We start from the raw sequence: 16,211 nt of genomic DNA on the forward strand, positions 1-16,211 counted from the left end.
TTCGATTAATCAGTTATAATTGCGTTTCAGCAATCCTCCTATTTCGTGCTTTAGCACTTATAAGGAAACGTTTCGCACAGTACATTTCTTCACAATCTCCATTTCTCTTAATTAGCGTTACTAAACAATCTGGCCCTATACACAAAAAAGACGCGTTCCTAAATAAACGCGCCCGATTGTTGAAGAACTATACTATCTTATGTTACTGCAAATTCAAATACCTTTACATTGTTAAAAGGTTATTAGACACCCGGTACGTTCTGTTTATAAAAGCTTTTACCTTGAAAATCGTTTTGCTGCAGCAACACAAAACACCACACCGACATTTACTAGAACGAGTAAAAAGTCAACTTCCTCTTGAAGAATAACAGCTGCAAGTAAGAGCCCAAAGAATGGTTGCAATAGTTGTAACTGCCCCACTGATGCTATGCCACCTTGAGAAAGACCCCTATACCAGAAAACAAATCCTATATACATGCTAAACAAGGAAACATAAGCTAAACTCACGTATGTTCCAATACTAATTCCTTCCCAAGAACTTGGAAAAAGATAAATTGAGAGTATGGCCATAAAGGGCAGGGACAATACAAGCGCCCAAGAAATTACTTGCCAGTTACCTAATTTACGAGATAATTTAGCCCCTTCTGCATAGCCTAAGCCACAAACTATTATAGAGATTAACATATAAAAGTCGCCAAGTAGCGAAGACTCTCCTCCTTTAAAGAAAGCAAACCCTGCAACCAATAAGCTTCCTATTACCGAGAAGACCCAAAAAACAGGGCTGGGTCGTTCGCCACCTCTTATTACAGCAAATATGGCTGTTGACAATGGAAGAAGACCTAAAAAGACTATGGCATGAGCAGAAGTATTATGCTCAAGTGCCAAAGCAGTGAGAAGTGGGAAGCCAATAACAACTCCGAGCGCCACAATAATTAGTGATAATATATCAGATTTTTCAGGTCGTTTTGCTCTTAAAATCATTATGACTAACACGGATAATAATCCAGCAATTGCGGCACGAAATACCGTAAGAAAGTATGGATCAAGCTCGCCGACAGCAACACGAGTTGCAGGAAGGGAACCGCTAAATATAAGTACTCCTATAAAACCATAAATTCAACCTTTTGCTGTTACATTCACTATAATCACTCCAGAATCCTATATTTTGAATTATCTGGTCAAAATAATCATATTGATTATAATAAACGTAAGCTTAAATTGACCTTTTGAAAAAGGCCAGTTTTATATTTTTTAACAAAGTCAGTTTGAAGGGGTACCATCAATGGACTTAACGCCGTTTTTAGACAGGGATTCCAAAATTCCATTGTATCAAACTTATTAAATTCTTTAAAAGTAATATGCACGATGGGCGAATTAAAAAAGGGATGAAACTTCCCTCAAAAAGACATTTAGCCAAAAAACTACTTATTAGTCAAACAACTGTTGAACGAGCATACGATCAACTCTTAGCAGAAGGCTATATTTTAAGTAAGCCAAGGAGCGGGCTTTTTGCAGATTATGATGAGTCATTTTTGATACACCCTGATTCAAAGACTGCTGAATTACCTGTGCAAGATGTTAATGTAATAACAAATGAGATCATTGATTTTCACTATGGTCACGTTGATTCTAGTTTTTTCCCCCTTTCTGCTTGGAGAAAGAGCGTGGTTGCTAGCTTAGATAAGTATTCAGAAAAGCTTTGTCGACCTGGTGACGTCTTAGGAGAGATTGAGCTTCGAACACTTATAACCGAGTACCTTTACCAATCCAGAGGCGTAAATTGCGATCCAAATCAAATTATTATTGGTGCAAGCACCTCTTACCTCCTGCAGATGTTATGTCACATTCTAAACACCAGTTTAAAAGTGGGCTTCGAAGAACCTGGATACCCAAGATCTAGAGAAATTTTTGAGTTAAATCGAAAAGAAATCATCCCTTTACCACTAGATAGTGAAGGTTTAAGAATGGACGCAGTTAAGAAAAACATCCCTGACTTAATTTATGTAACACCGTCGCATCAATATCCTTTAGGAAGAATTATGACAATTAATAGAAGGCTAGAATTATTAAAATGGGCAGCTGATAATCATTCGTTTATTATTGAGGATGATTATGATGGTGAATTTAGATACAGTGGTCAACCTATTCCTTCCTTACAAGCGCTTGATAAGGAAAATCGTGTTATCTATTTAGGGAGTTTCTCAAAGTCCTTTCTTCCTACACTACGCATTAGCTATATGATTCTTCCGCAGTCATTATTAAAGAAAGCAACTGAGGTTACCTCGCTATTTAAACAAACGGTTTCTTCAAATAATCAATATGCTCTTGCGGAGTTTATACAAAATGGAGAATGGCAAAAACACTTAAATAGAATGAGAAAGCTTTACCGTAAGAAAAGAAAAATCATTTTAGAAGCAGTTAGAAGTGAGCTAGGTGATAAAGTTAAAATTCACGGGGAAAATTCCGGTCCACGAATGCTCATTGATGTTTATTTAGAGTTAAGTGAACAAGAACTCATACAAAAAGCTGAAAATCATGGTGTAAGAGTTTATCCTGTATCTGATTCATACAAAAAAGGTTATGAATTTAAAACAATTTCTTTAGGATTTTCAGGAGTATCAGAAGAAGAAATAAAAAGAGGGATTTATTTACTGAGTAAATCTTGGGGTTTAAGATAAGAGATTTCCTGCCGCCCTTATTCGGGCGGTTTTTTATTTTTCTAGAAGCTATACTTCTTCAATTATCTAGCCCTTAAATGCAAAAAGAGCGTAATCCTTACTACAGGAAAGCGCCCTTTTCTTGAATAAGCAATAATAGATTATTCATTTCCCTAATTCCATTAAATATGCCAAAAATCCCTGCTTTTTTGATCGAAAGTCGTGATTTTTGGCATTTTAATGATTATAGTTTATTTTGAAAACACTACACTACCTATAAGTCAGCCGTTTTATTACCTTAACTTGGTAGACTGTCAATCCCTGACGCTACCCCCTTTAGAAAGTATCCGCCTCTTTTTCATAAATCTCTGTTTCAATCGCTTCAACATGCTCATCTTTTAGCTTTTGTTTTGGATGAGGATGAAACCAATGGATTTCTCCTTCGTGAACAAACCCTTTGAACTCTTGTCCTTGCACTTTAAGAATGACTTGACGGCGCTCGTGTGGTCTGTCTTCAAACACTTGCTTCATTTCAATATCATTAATCCAACCAGAAATCCCACTTTGCCCCAACAATTCGCGGATTTTGTTTTCGATTTTCGCTTCTTTTTCCTCACCTAATATTTGTTTTGGATTTGGATGCATCCACGTAATTTCACCCTCGTGAAAATGACCTTTAAACTCATCTCCATCAACAGTAAAAGAGAATTCGTGTCTCTTATGTATTGGGTGGCCACTAAGTATTTGTTCAACTTCAAAATTCCTAACTTCCGGATTTTCTACATTTTCTTTCGTCATCGTCTTTCCTCCTTAGTAATCTACATATTATGAGGATGTCCCAAATCTCAGAAAAAATGACTAACGAATCATTTTGTACTCTACTAATTAAATTTGTTCTAGTTAAATTAGAACATACCATAGTTCACTTCTTCACTTACCTACATGAGTTTAGTGAATCCTTACATAATCGACATTCCTTTAAAATTTTCTGTTTGATCTATTAAATGACCCTATAATGGGAAAAGCACTTACCTTATTACAGGAAAGCGACCTATAATGGAATAAATATATGTATAATTTCACTTGTGTGGGGGACTGTCCTTTAGAACTTCAAATCCTTCAGGATAGATGCTTATCGACACTTCTGTGAATCTGACATTTTGTTTTTGATTAAGTTATGGAGTTCTTCTGTACTTTTCTTTTGCTCTGTTGAGCTATGCCTTGACTGCTTCTTTGTAATTTCCTTGTATGAAATCTGATCTGTATTACCCCATCTCTTCCAGGGAACTTTATCGTATTTATGGTGCTGGTAATACTTCCATGGATGGATACTCCCCGGCGCATAATTATACGTGCCCATGTTTACCGGATCGTTTACCATCTGACCCGTCTCAGCATGATAGACAACTTCAAAGCGACCATTCGATGATATAAACTTCACATTATAAGCAGCGTCATATTGGCTAACTTCATACCGGTGATATCTAGCGCTGAATAGCTGCCATTTGCCACATGCCACTAGTTCAATCATTTCTTCTAATTGTTCAGGCGCCCCTCCATATCGATTCAGATCATTGCGAAAATAATGAATCTCTTCCGTGATATAAGGGAGTTGTTTGACATGTTGATCAAATGTCTCAAAAAACAGATCAAATTGCTTATGCCCATTCAGAAGCTCTTGATTTTCCACCAGATCACGCATTATAGGCGTTAGGATTGCATGTGATGCAATTGCTTTGGATGTATCAAATATATACCATTTTCGATGCTCAGAGCGAATTTGTTCATACCGCTCTGAGAGTTCAGAAAAGTATGCCTCTGATAAAAAATCAGCCTTGATCGCTATAGGCACAACCGGATATACAAAGTCTTTCTCTAGTCGATGGTACCCGTATATCGACACTAAAAACACGAAAAAAAGAATGATAAGAACCGTTTTTGGCGACCGACTTTTGATTACTATCCTAATTTTTTGCCCCTCCTCTTCTCCCAATTTCAATCATTCCTCGCCAATCCTTTTTCCTGTATTTCCTGCACTATTGCAATTTTCATTTGACAGTTTATTTTCTATATAAACATCAAATTACCTGCTGTTATTCAAGAATCTTGGCCCGATGGAAGCGCAACCTTTCCCCTGTTAAAGCGCCCTATTATTGAACGCTGATTCATTTTGATAGAATCGCATTCTATTAATTGCTTAACAAAATTTAACTGCCAATCATTTGTGCCCTAAACAGCAATTCTATACCTAACATTGTTATTCAATTACGGTTGTAGGATTTGCTTCTTTTACAATAATAATACCGTCATAGGCTTGACTTGGTGTCATTTTAATTGTATAGAACATTTTCGAAATCTTATACCAGGACTTAAAATCGTCCCCTGTATTGATCATTTTTTGCTCTTTATTGATAATTTCCGAGAAATCCTTTGATTCTTCAGCTTTTTCAAATCCGACGTAGAAGATATTTGGCTCCACTTCACTAAATGCATCCACTAGACCATTATGGTTCTTGACTGTGAAAGTCTCTCTTTTATCGGAGTTGCGGTTTAAGGCCTGAAATTCGCTGTTTATTAAGTCAGTGCCAATCGCAAAATATTTCGGACCGTATAACTCGTTTAAATAACTTCCCATCGATTTATAACCAGCTAACGAGGCAGATGTTTTTTCAACATGTCCATTATGTCCCGAGAATAACACCATATCATGACCGCGGGTTGCTTCGAATTCAGAAATCCATTGCAAATTGTCAGCTAAATACTGATCACGAAGTTGTGAGTAATCCCCATCATTTAAAAATAGAGCTGTACGTTGTTTCATAAGCTGTGCATACTGTAAAGCAAAGGCAAAAGCTTCTGGAGATGACTGTTCTACATAAACCATTTTATTTGATTGTAAATCTAAAACGATATTATCGAGCGCATTATCAATTTCCTTCAGCTGACTCGCCGATAACGACCTCATTGTATTATTTGAAGCATGTTCCAGTTGTTCTGCATATTTGTGTTCCGCATCCATGTTAACAACTTCATAATAATCAAGCAGACCTTTTTTACTGTAATCATATCGCTGCATATCATTTCCGTAAAAATATATTTTCTCATCTTCGCTCGCCGTAGCATTATAATCACGCATCCATTGAATAAGATTGATCATTTGCTTCGTCTTATAAATGCTGTAATCAAGAGCGTTCACGGCTTCTTCAGCAGTACCATTTCCCCCTAAAATAAAACGATTAATCTGCTGCCCACCTCCAAAATCTGCCTCTAGGACAAAGACATGGACATTCTCTTTTTTATTTAATACCTCAAATACATCTTTTTTCAACTCTTGAAGTTCAACGTTACCATGTGTCGCTTCTCCCAAGCCTATTACTTTTACGTCATTTGGGATATCGATTTGTTCTACGGTTGAAATGTATTGCTCGGCTTCGTCAACTGTTGTACCACGGTTACAACCTACTAATAATACCGAAATAAATATTGTCGCAAATAATAAGGAAATTTTCTTAAAAAATATCATTTTACACCTCCTCGTATTATTTTTCTTTTAACATTGAATACTTTCGATAAGCTTTATAGAAACTGCTACCAAAGAAAACAACCATAAGGGCGGGAAGCAACCTTAAAAGGGCAAATGGAGTTTCAAATAAAAATGCTTTCCAAAATAATGCACCTTTCATACTCCAAAGACCTTCGGCTAAATATAAACCCTTGTCAGGCATAGAAACCAAAAACAGCATACCCAACCAAAATGAATAACCCATCAATCTTTTATAATAATTACTCTTTGATTGACGATCCGAGAAGATTTCATTTTGATCATTATCTTCTTTTTGCCAATATCGAATTCCACCAAGCCAGGAGCCATTTATATAAATCCAACCGAAGTCTTCATATATCCCTTTGTAATCTTTGAACTTTTTCTTTGATAAATAATCTTGATAATCCAGTCGCATCACATATCTCTTGTCGGTTTTTTCGAAAATGTATATTCCTAATCCACTAATATTTGTACAACGATAGCCTTTTTGTAATTGCTCGTTCAACCATTGCTCCTCTTTTTCAATATCAAAAAATATCTTAAATTTCTTCATTCGATTCACTTCCTTCGTACAGGGATAAAATATGCAATAACCTGTTTTGTTCCATTTTCAAAATGGCGCTTCCTTCGGCAGTTATCATATAAATTTTTCTCCGACCCGAATTTCCAACAGGCTCAATCCAACCATGCTTATCCAAGTTTTCAATCGCACCGTATAATGTACCAGCTGCTAATATAACCATACCATTACTTATTTTTTCTATCTTCTGCATTACAGCATAGCCATGGAGTGGCTCACGCAGAGCTAATAAAATATAATGCATGGTTTCAGACAACGGCAATAATTTATGTTTCATCTTCTCACCCTCTATTCAGTTCGGCTATATAGTTGAACTTAATAATAACATAATACAGTTCAACTGAATAGTCAACTATGTTTTCAAAATTAATCAAAGGAACTTAAAGTAAAAAGCTTAATAACAAGGCAAATTTCAATCTAAAAAGTCGCTTTCCTTTATGTAGGAAAAGCGACTTTTTGTGTGTTATATGAGATTATTTATTGAACTACCTCAACCAGCAGTACATTAACTACAAGTTAAAGAAGCGTTAATCCTTCTAGGATCAACGTACCAGTTAGTCCAACATGGTATAGTTTTATTCTTCTTCCATCCATAGTACAGAGACATCCTTCCAGCCATAAGCAACATCATCTACTACCATTCCTCCAAACTCACTCTTCACACTTGGTCAGTTCTAAAAAAGTTAGTTTATTATCCTCTAAAACGACCTTCTACCTACGGTATAAATAATTTTGGTAAGCAAAAAGGGGTGTTACTTTTGTAAGATTTGGTAATGCCTATTCCCTATAGAGGATACTTTTAAAAGACGAAGGACAAAAAAACGAGAATTTTGTCGAATGATATAAACGTTAAGCAAATAGTCTGATTACAATAAGCAAGACAAGGAGGTAATACCTCCTAAAAAAGTAAGTATTCTCACGAACCAATACGATTTTTCTATCAGCCTTCAACTTACTTATATATGTCTTTAATAATCAAAATTATAAATTATAAATTTTGAGGTGCAAATATGTCATTTAATCTTAAAAGTAAAGTGTTAGAGAAGAAAAAAAAGAAGGAAATACTTATTCGTAAATTAGATTTACTGTTGAAACAAAACAGAAAATTAAAGACTTATAGTAAAGATGCATAGATTCCAGTTATCTTAGAAGAGAATTTTATAGAAAGTATTTATAATAAGGCTGTTTTTGTAAATATTGCTGCTCCGAGCTAAGTTTTACGTCCTAAAAAGGTTTTTTTCTGTGTAATATTTTATCCTATCAGCGAATTTCAGAGATCTATCAGCGAAATTTCAGGTTCTATCGGCGAATCAAAAAAGATTTTTATCAAAAATTACAATATAAAGGTCAGCTGTCAAATGAGATCGAACAAGGCCATCCTTCTTCCTCTAACCTACCACTTTACTTCAATAAGAATAGCCATACTTCCTTCTTGAAGTATGGGAACCGTTAACTAATTAATAGAATTTTATTTTTTTAAGTGTCCATTTAATTCAATTAATTTGTTCTTAATAAGAGGGTCGATTTCTTCGGGTTATTGATTAAATCTAAAAAATCCGGCTTCTATTCCTTGATTACTCTCTGGAGTTATTTCTCCTTCGTACTCGGTACATAAATAACCAATTGCAACAGTATGATACCTTTCATCGACTCGATTTATTAATTCCTGGCCTGAATAGACACCAAACAATTTTAACGCCTTGATATTTATGCCTATATTTTCAAAGACAATTCGTGTAATACACTCTTCAACTGACTCATTTAACTGTAAAGTGCCACCTGGAATAGTCCAGATTCCATCTACGTTTTGACTCAAAAAAATTTCTTCTTTATAATTAATGATAGCTACACTAGGTCGCACGATGATTAGTGGAGAATCCCCAATCATTTCTCTTATATCTTCACAATACCCCATAAATACCTCGAATGATAAAATTCTTTATGAAAGTAAGAAACCTTTTACTTGATTTCAAATATATGTATATAAAGGAGTAGCCTACTCCTTTTAAGATGGAATTTGTCAGCCACCTTCTATGCAAGTTGTAGTGGAACTACCTACAACATTATTTAGTTCGGTTAATAATACTTGGAGAGTGTTTTCTGTAACTAATACCTGTAATGACTCAATATGTTGTAGAGTAGAGAACTGATTTCAATGAGATAGCTTACGCTATCCTCATTTAATTTCAGCTCCCCCTCATACGGCTTTCCGATGTTCTTCTTTCTTGTGCATTACGGTTAATTCCGTGCTAGTTTCACGATTAAATGATTTACTTCCTCCTGAATAGTCTTTAAGTTACCATGTTTTCTTCTGGTGTTCTTTTTCTTGTTGTAAAAGAGTGTGAGCCTTTCGAGCACATACCAGTCAATCTTATTTAGCCACTTATACGCAATTGGTGAAATCTTGTAATAGTTCTTAAAACCTTGCAGTTTTCTATTTAATCCCTTTACCAATTCTTTTATGTCTAAATATAACTTGTTTCTTGGCTCTGTATATGCCTTAATCTTTGCTCTCATCTTTATCATGGCATTCTTCTTCGGAATATGAGCCATAGCGTAAAAGGGTCTTCCCCCTTTATTATGTACTTCGAATTTACGATTGTGGAAACCTAGGAAATCAAACCCCTCTTTATTATCAAACAAGTGGACCAGTTTTGATTTGTCCCGATTAATAGTCAAGTCTAGCTTTTTCATAATAGCCTGTAATACTTGTATACTATCAATCGCCTGTTGTTTTGTTCTTGTTAATATTACAAGATCATCTGCATAACGAATTAGTTCTCCTAGGTGATGGAATTTCTTTAACCAAAGCTTGTCCAATGTATTTAGATAAATATTTGCTAGTAAAGGAGAAATCACTCCTCCTTATGCAAAGTAAAACATTATGCAAAGTAAACATACTAAAGCCTGTTAATTCAAGATTCTCATTCCATTTACTTTGCATAATAACTAATCTACTTTAGTTCTGAGAGCCAGGAAAGCAATGCTTGATCCTGACTCCAATCTGGAAGATTGCTATCAATCAGATCTGGATAGGCAGTTTCAATTGCTTTCCTGATGCTCATTATGTAAATTTCATCCCTAGTGTCATTTATGCAGCACATAAAATTGGGGATGTATATACTGCTTTTAGCAGTGCAAGATCGTATCTTTCTGACTTTGAATGTGACAATTTCGGGCAATTATTATCTAATCATGACGAAATGCATCTAAAATATTTAAGATCTAAATTTCTACAAAGTTCATTATCCTTTTACAATTACGCAATCGATTTATCTTGGCAAGTTATTTGGTTTTATCTCGGAGACAATTCCTATTTATTTATGGAAAAACAAGATTATTACAATAAATATTCTCAAATGTGTACCTTTCCAAGTTTACTAGAAATGGTCGATTTAAGGGACAGGCAAGATTTCATGCAGCATTTAGTCGCTTTTAACTCCAATGAACTAACACATGAAGTTAGAAAATTATACAATTATGTAACACACTGAGGAAGTTTATATACAAAGGACTTAGGCGAGCAATATTAATAACATGATGATGAACTTCAATATTGATGGAGAAGAATTTATACCTCAAATGATTACCAGAAGAGAATTCGATTTAGATGAATGGAAGGAAAAGCTAATCGAATTTGATAAATCATTTTTTCATTACTTTGAACAGTTAACCTATTTGATCCTTCCACAAAATTATCAAAGTGCTCAATATGATTTCGAATTATTCCTAAATCACTGTCATGCTAGGATGGAATTTAGACGAAATGAAATGGAAGAATATGAAAGACGTTTTAATGAGAACTTTAATGGATAAAAAATAAAACAATCCCTAGTCTAAAGTTAAACCGTTCCGTTTTAAGGTGCAAACCACATATATGGTAATGGAAATGGCGTGTAAACTGACTTCAGTTTAGCACGCCATTTTTCTGATTTATAAAAATAATAAATGTCTTATTCAACAAAAGCCCCCGTAAGTTGAATAAGAAAGCACGTTTTAATTAATTCCCTTTTATTAGTTAGTAGTTTTCTTCAATTGCAGTTACAACTCCATTAGTTAAATAGATATATCCGTAAAAGTTTAAATTGTTACGGTATATCCATATTTCTGAAACCCCATTTTGAGTAGTAGTTCTCTTAATATTATCAGGTTCGCCTAAAGTTGATAATTTTACAATTTCATCAGCTTTCATCCCAATTCTTGGTTGAGGTCGGATAATTCGTATCTTCGTTTTATAATAATCCTCACCCCTTATTGCATTAGCACTAGCCTCTAGCATTGTTTTCCCTGAATAAGCCGCTACCATTTTTCCATTTGCGGTTAAAGAGACAACGTACTGTCCTTGATCCGCTATATCATACTCTTTCTTTACAAATCCCGAACGAGTTTCATACACTCTTATCGGAGTTCTTGATTTTAAATTCAACTCTGTTGGTTTCCAACCTGGATTATATGCTTTATTTCTTGCTTCTTCTATACGTTTTCGATCTTCTTTTTCATTATTTTCTTTTGCTTTTCTTTCTGCAATTTTCGCTTCGGCATTAGCATTTAATTCAGACCACATCTTTTCGTAAGGATCCATTTCGATTTCAAATGATTCCTCCTCATTGTTAAGTGCTTTTTCCCTTTTTTCTTTAAACCATCTTGAAAATATAGACAAACCATTCTCCACCATTTACGTTCTCTTATAGATAACATTATATAATTATTTAAAGAACGAGTTGAAATTAAAAGAACTTTTATGATAAAAATCTTCCATTACTTTTTTAGACTAACATGCCCTTTTGTTGAGTAACAAAAAGGGAACCGCCTAAGCGATCCCATCTTTAACAAAAGCACCCGATACTTTAAGTACATCTTTTCACAATATCCTAAATTAATTTTTTAACTTACAGGAATTGGTTAATCCACTACATTTCCCCTTTCCACAAGATAGGGCGCCACTTTTATTCTCGATAAGCGCACGTTAATGGAAGATACTTTAGTCTTCATGATTTCATAGACATGGCAAGTCGCATCACCAGCCGTACAGGAGTTGCTGGGTTTTCCATTTGATTGACATCTCCAATAAAAAACATATCCTTTTCGGGATAGTAAAATGCTAAGGAACCTGTTGAACCAGAATGACCAATTAACTCACCTTTTCCCATAAAAAGAGTTGCAAGACCATTTAGTGGAACTCTCATATATCCAGCACCGTAATGAATTGGAAGCATAGAAGCCTGCAACCTGTTATTTACTTTTAGTTCATGAAAAACAGTATTATTAAATAACTTACCTTTAAAGAAAGTCTTGATAAATACCATTAATTCACGAGCCGTAGAAACACAACCGCCACTTGCGCGAATGCTCCTAAGTAATTTTGGACGGTAAAAGGCAGTGTCCTTATAATAAACATACGGGATAAAATCATCCTCATCTTTCGGGAGATAAGTATTTTTGAGTTCTAAAGGAACAAAAATTAATTGTCTATACACATCTTCCAATGTTGAATTAGTAACTATTTCAATTATTTTTCCGAGGATTTCAAAGTTTATATTTGCGTAATGAGCTCTTTTTCCCATATCTGGTGCAAAGTGTGGTTTTATTTCCTTCGTCTTTATTATGGTTTCATTAAAATCAATTTGCACATCCTTATAAATAGCACGTTTTTTCGACTTATTGCTACCCTCCTCAATCACATCCCTCAATCCACTTGTATGAAACAATAAGTTCGAGAGTGTAAGTCTATTAGAATACTCTCGACCTTTGTAAACGTGAAGGTTCCTTAATGTGTCTTTTTTTAAATATCTTGTTATTTCATCATCCAGTGACAGTTTTCCCTGCTCTCTCAAAATAAAAATACAAGTGGTTGTGAACAGCTTTGTGATACTTGCAATAAAGAATGGCGTATCTACATTCTTACCCCCGTACCCAAAACTGTATGAAACATCTCCATTGGAGTTTTCTACGAGAAGAACAGATTCATGTATTTGCTTTTTCTTTGTAACGTTTCCGAAAATTTTTTGGAATTTTTGTTTTTGAATTTCCATATGGCTTACCTCCCCCCATGTTATTCATTATAATAACGATTTTGACTGATACCATTGTTCCATTAAATGTCCCGATTGCGGAAGTTCGTTTAAAAGACCTCTTATTAAAGTAAAGCACCCATTTATTCAATTGGCTTATATATGTTTAGCGATTTTCTTTCAACCATTTTTTAAGTTCTTCAAAACGCTCATCTATATGTTCTTTAATAAGCTTATAAACGATAAACGATGCTATCCAAACCAATACAATAGGTCCTATAATTGCAATCCAAGGTATATGCATATCTATCTAATCCCCCTTATTTAGCTAAAATTCCATAAAAAGAACGTTATTCCCTCTTAAACAATCCTGCTCCGTTAGCTGAAGAAGGGATCGCTGTTGCAATCCCTGTTCTTGAACTCTTGCTACCCGTTAATTCAATATGCAAAGCAATCCTTCTTAAGCCCCAATTAGTTGACAAGGAACAAATGAAAAAAACCTCCTAAGTTATGAGAGAGGCTGTCACAATATCTAAAGATTGGCTTCTAAGATGACGGTTCATATTACGGATTGAACGGAGGAATTTCTTGGACGAAAGTATTCTGTCCTGCGGCAATTCGCCACGTTCCTTGTTCTTTTACCATCACATAAATAGCGAGACTCCCCTGCCCGATTTCAATTATCTTTCCTTCGGAAGTCGTAGGATATTGGTGAATGTGTGCAATAGCTACATCAGGACGAACAAATTGGATGCTTTCAACCGAATAGTGAGCATATGAGTTGCGGAGCGGTCCTGCCAATGTAATCTTGTGTGCTTCATTGATTTGATTCCAACCAGATAGGAGCACGCCGACAACATTAACCCATGTTGCATATTGAGTGAAGTGGCTGTCTAATTTATCGGCATCATGTTGATTAAATGCAGCCTCCATTTCGGCAATTGTTTGGTGAATTGCACCGATTTCTTGCTGCTGTTCCTCACTTGAATCATGAACCTCGGACTTTTTATACATGTTAGTTTCTCCTCCTAAATATTGAGTATTAGTATTTCTTTACTAATATATGAATTAAAAACTAAAATGCACTGTTCAACTAACCTGCCACTTTAGATCAATATGAAAGCCAACTGAAATGGCAGCTTAAACTTGTAGTTCTTTAAAATAAACATTTATTATTTCTGGTCAGGATGTCTTCGTTTATGTTTTTCATTTATGATTTTCTTGTTAAGAATCCGTACTTTACCAACCATTAGCAACCTCATATCTTCTACAATATACCTAGCTAACTCTTCGTCAGAAATGTCATCTCCATCAATATCAAGACGGAATTCTTGTCCTTGAATTCCATCGCCATTCGTAAACTCAATTTCAAAGTCGAATAGAACTCTTTTTTCCATTTGGAATCCACCTTAACCTTAGTTTTATAGTGTTATTTATATTCTGGCTTTAAAGAACAAATACCATCTTCCACATTTCCACTGCCTCACCCGTTAGTCAAATAAGAAAAGGGATCGCCGCAGCAACCCCATAATTAACTCTTGCCTCCGATAGTTTAAATGTAATACTTCACAATTTCATCCAGAACAAGTAAAAATGGCGATAAAATGTTACAGGAAGTTGTATTATTCCTTAAGGGTCCCCCTGCTACTTAATCATGAACGTCTCCCCTTTTTCATCAAATGCATACTTAAAATCAAATGCAAAAGGAGTGGGTCCATGTTGAATATAATAGTTATATCTCCTGAAAGCCTCCTCCCAAGAAACATCCTTCACCTTCTCTGTCCACCACACCACATATGTAGGTTGTTTCTCTTGATGAGGTTCAATCCACTTGTTCCTATTTCGCAACGCTTGGCTATGTTTCCCTGAATAGGTAAAACGATATAAGGATTGAAGGCTTTTCCATACCGTTAGGGTCAGAACAGGGTAACCTTTCTCTTTAGCTTCTTCAGGGAAAGGCACTCCATCTGATGAAAACTCCTCTATAAGATGTCCTGATACAGATGCCTGACGCATCACTTTATATCCCATTTCATAAAATTCACGAGAGGCAGGGTGGTCATAGGGGTGATTTATCCTGCCAACAGTATAGATTGAAACTAATGCCATAAACAGCCTCCATCTATAGTCTTTTCCTAGATATATTCAAGTAAAGATGTGAAAATTCCTTCTTTCACTAACCTGCTCCTTTACTTAAAAAGAATAGCCATACTTCATTGTTGAAGTATGGCACCCGTTTATTTAAGTATATTTTTTCACAATCTCGTCGAGCGCATAGGATTAAATGTGTTGTCCATGCAAAAAGACGGCTTCTTATTAAAGAAAAGTGCCCTTTTGTGAAAGAAAATGTGTTATCTCTAATTTCATTTAGTCGAACTGAATAAAGATTAGCCAATGCTTCTTTTTGGTTTTTATACAGTATTTTTTCTTAACTATCCCCGTTATTATAGTGTTGTATGAGGAGTTCCTGAAAGTTTTGTGCAGCCAATGATAAGTATCTCTTTTCCGACCAAGATAAATAATAGATTCGTTGATTTTCAGATTCCTCTATGTGCAAATAATGAAATGGAATATCTTTTTCCAACAAAGATTCTAACCAAAAAGCAATTCCCAGATTTGATTTCAATAATTCCTTTATTGTATTCGCATCGTCTGCTTCACACACAACATTCATTGTAAATCTAGCTTTTTGGCATATTTCATCGGTTGCATCCCGAAAGGAATGCCCCTTTTTAAAGTGGATGAAATCTTCATTTGAAATTTCACTTAATTTAACGCTCTTCCGATTAGCAAGGGGATGTTTAAAGGGAACGGCAATCAACATTTCTTCAGTCTGAATTGGAATATTTGAAATTCCATTTTTGTTAATCGGTTTGCAAGAAATAGAAAAATCAATCCCGCCGCTTTCTAGGAGCTGCTCTTTCTTTTCAATTGTTGTAGTCTGGGAAATAGTAAATTGAACATCCGGATAGAAAGTTCGAAAAGAATTGATGACATCAGAAAAATGAGGCAAAAAAGTGGTGTCGATAGAAACTGTTCCCCGTTCCAGTCCTGCCATATCAGCTATTTCCCGTTTTCCTTCTTCTAATGCATGAAGTGCTATCTCAACTTTTTCCAAAAATACCCTTCCATACTCATTTAGATTAATTTGCCTCCCTGTACGGTTAAATAATGGTACTCCAATATCTTTTTCCAGCCTTGCGATGGTTTGGCTAAGAGCAGGTTGTGTGATATAGAGCTCGTTTGCAGCCTGTGTCAAATGTTTTAATTGAGCAACCTTTTGAAAATACTTTAGCTGAAGCAAATCCATTTCATTTTTTACTCCTTTCATAAGCTTAACGTTATCATTATATAAACGAATATATATTTTCCATTATATGTATTTAAAAATATACTGTTAATGTGGTGATAATCCTTAT

At 35.1% G+C, this 16,211-nt stretch carries 17 protein-coding genes and 1 pseudogene; 2 read left to right on the forward strand and 16 right to left on the reverse strand.

The window, feature by feature from the left end; all coding sequences use genetic code 11:
- Window positions 1-276: 276 nt before the first annotated feature.
- On the reverse strand, window positions 277-1,116 hold the full coding sequence (locus J2Y03_RS23440) for a DMT family transporter (protein WP_310199210.1): 840 nt from the start codon (window positions 1,114-1,116) through the stop codon (window positions 277-279).
- Window positions 1,117-1,282: 166 nt separating this feature from the next.
- On the opposite strand from J2Y03_RS23440, the pseudogene pdxR reads away from it, so the two are divergent.
- A pseudogene (gene pdxR, locus J2Y03_RS23445) lies at window positions 1,283-2,678 on the forward strand (MocR-like pyridoxine biosynthesis transcription factor PdxR).
- A gap of 315 nt (window positions 2,679-2,993) precedes the next feature.
- Here the strand turns inward: pdxR and J2Y03_RS23450 are convergent.
- The 7 genes from J2Y03_RS23450 to J2Y03_RS23480 all read right to left on the reverse strand — a co-directional run bounded on the left by J2Y03_RS23450 (window position 2,994) and on the right by J2Y03_RS23480 (window position 9,640).
- Window positions 2,994-3,455 carry a hypothetical protein gene (locus J2Y03_RS23450; RefSeq protein ID WP_310199016.1) on the reverse strand — a complete coding sequence of 154 codons (462 nt, stop codon included), beginning with the start codon at window positions 3,453-3,455 and terminating at the stop codon, window positions 2,994-2,996.
- A gap of 334 nt (window positions 3,456-3,789) precedes the next feature.
- Window positions 3,790-4,560: a hypothetical protein gene (locus J2Y03_RS23455; RefSeq protein WP_310199018.1), complete on the reverse strand. Its 771-nt coding sequence runs from the start codon at window positions 4,558-4,560 to the stop codon at window positions 3,790-3,792.
- Window positions 4,561-4,914: 354 nt separating this feature from the next.
- Entirely contained in the window at window positions 4,915-6,180 is a 1,266-nt protein-coding gene (locus J2Y03_RS23460) for an erythromycin esterase family protein (protein ID WP_310199020.1), read from the reverse strand.
- Between the two features lie 16 nt (window positions 6,181-6,196).
- The gene (locus J2Y03_RS23465; RefSeq protein WP_310199022.1) at window positions 6,197-6,754 is read right to left on the reverse strand and encodes a DUF2812 domain-containing protein; all 558 of its coding nucleotides are present in this window, start codon (window positions 6,752-6,754) and stop codon (window positions 6,197-6,199) included.
- Window positions 6,741-7,058, reverse strand: a complete 318-nt coding sequence (locus tag J2Y03_RS23470) for a PadR family transcriptional regulator (RefSeq protein WP_310199023.1) — start codon at window positions 7,056-7,058, stop codon at window positions 6,741-6,743. The genes J2Y03_RS23465 and J2Y03_RS23470 overlap by 14 nt, the downstream gene beginning before the upstream one ends.
- A 1,257-nt stretch (window positions 7,059-8,315) precedes the next feature.
- Window positions 8,316-8,696 (reverse strand): NUDIX domain-containing protein, encoded by a 381-nt coding sequence (locus tag J2Y03_RS23475; RefSeq protein WP_310199025.1) that lies wholly within the window; start codon window positions 8,694-8,696, stop codon window positions 8,316-8,318.
- A 323-nt stretch (window positions 8,697-9,019) separates the two neighbouring features.
- Window positions 9,020-9,640, reverse strand: coding sequence for a reverse transcriptase domain-containing protein (locus J2Y03_RS23480; protein WP_310199027.1), 621 nt, complete (start codon window positions 9,638-9,640; stop codon window positions 9,020-9,022).
- A gap of 681 nt (window positions 9,641-10,321) precedes the next feature.
- Here J2Y03_RS23480 and J2Y03_RS23485 point away from each other — a divergent pair.
- Window positions 10,322-10,597, forward strand: coding sequence for a hypothetical protein (locus J2Y03_RS23485; RefSeq protein ID WP_310199029.1), 276 nt, complete (start codon window positions 10,322-10,324; stop codon window positions 10,595-10,597).
- Between the two features lie 202 nt (window positions 10,598-10,799).
- Here the strand turns inward: J2Y03_RS23485 and J2Y03_RS23490 are convergent, their stop codons facing one another.
- The 8 genes from J2Y03_RS23490 to J2Y03_RS23525 all read right to left on the reverse strand — a co-directional run bounded on the left by J2Y03_RS23490 (window position 10,800) and on the right by J2Y03_RS23525 (window position 16,123).
- A complete protein-coding gene (locus tag J2Y03_RS23490) occupies window positions 10,800-11,456 on the reverse strand; it encodes a hypothetical protein (RefSeq protein WP_310199031.1) in 657 nt (218 codons plus the stop codon).
- A gap of 313 nt (window positions 11,457-11,769) precedes the next feature.
- On the reverse strand, window positions 11,770-12,813 hold the full coding sequence (locus J2Y03_RS23495) for a serine hydrolase domain-containing protein (protein ID WP_310199034.1): 1,044 nt from the start codon (window positions 12,811-12,813) through the stop codon (window positions 11,770-11,772).
- Window positions 12,814-12,958: 145 nt separating this feature from the next.
- Window positions 12,959-13,096 carry a hypothetical protein gene (locus J2Y03_RS23500; protein WP_310199036.1) on the reverse strand — a complete coding sequence of 46 codons (138 nt, stop codon included), beginning with the start codon at window positions 13,094-13,096 and terminating at the stop codon, window positions 12,959-12,961.
- Between the two features lie 46 nt (window positions 13,097-13,142).
- Window positions 13,143-13,274, reverse strand: coding sequence for a hypothetical protein (locus J2Y03_RS23505; protein WP_310199038.1), 132 nt, complete (start codon window positions 13,272-13,274; stop codon window positions 13,143-13,145).
- 82 nt (window positions 13,275-13,356) lie between these two features.
- Complete coding sequence (locus J2Y03_RS23510; RefSeq protein ID WP_310199039.1) at window positions 13,357-13,806, reverse strand: SgcJ/EcaC family oxidoreductase; 450 nt, start codon at window positions 13,804-13,806, stop codon at window positions 13,357-13,359.
- A 158-nt stretch (window positions 13,807-13,964) separates the two neighbouring features.
- Window positions 13,965-14,189 (reverse strand): cyclase, encoded by a 225-nt coding sequence (locus J2Y03_RS23515; RefSeq protein ID WP_310199041.1) that lies wholly within the window; start codon window positions 14,187-14,189, stop codon window positions 13,965-13,967.
- Window positions 14,190-14,436: 247 nt separating this feature from the next.
- Window positions 14,437-14,901, reverse strand: coding sequence for a DUF3291 domain-containing protein (locus tag J2Y03_RS23520; protein WP_310199042.1), 465 nt, complete (start codon window positions 14,899-14,901; stop codon window positions 14,437-14,439).
- Window positions 14,902-15,220: 319 nt separating this feature from the next.
- Window positions 15,221-16,123: a LysR family transcriptional regulator gene (locus tag J2Y03_RS23525; protein WP_310199044.1), complete on the reverse strand. Its 903-nt coding sequence runs from the start codon at window positions 16,121-16,123 to the stop codon at window positions 15,221-15,223.
- Window positions 16,124-16,211: the final 88 nt, after the last annotated feature.

The organism is Neobacillus niacini, assembly GCF_031457145.1.
Lineage (GTDB): Bacteria > Bacillota > Bacilli > Bacillales > Cytobacillaceae > Neobacillus > Neobacillus niacini_J.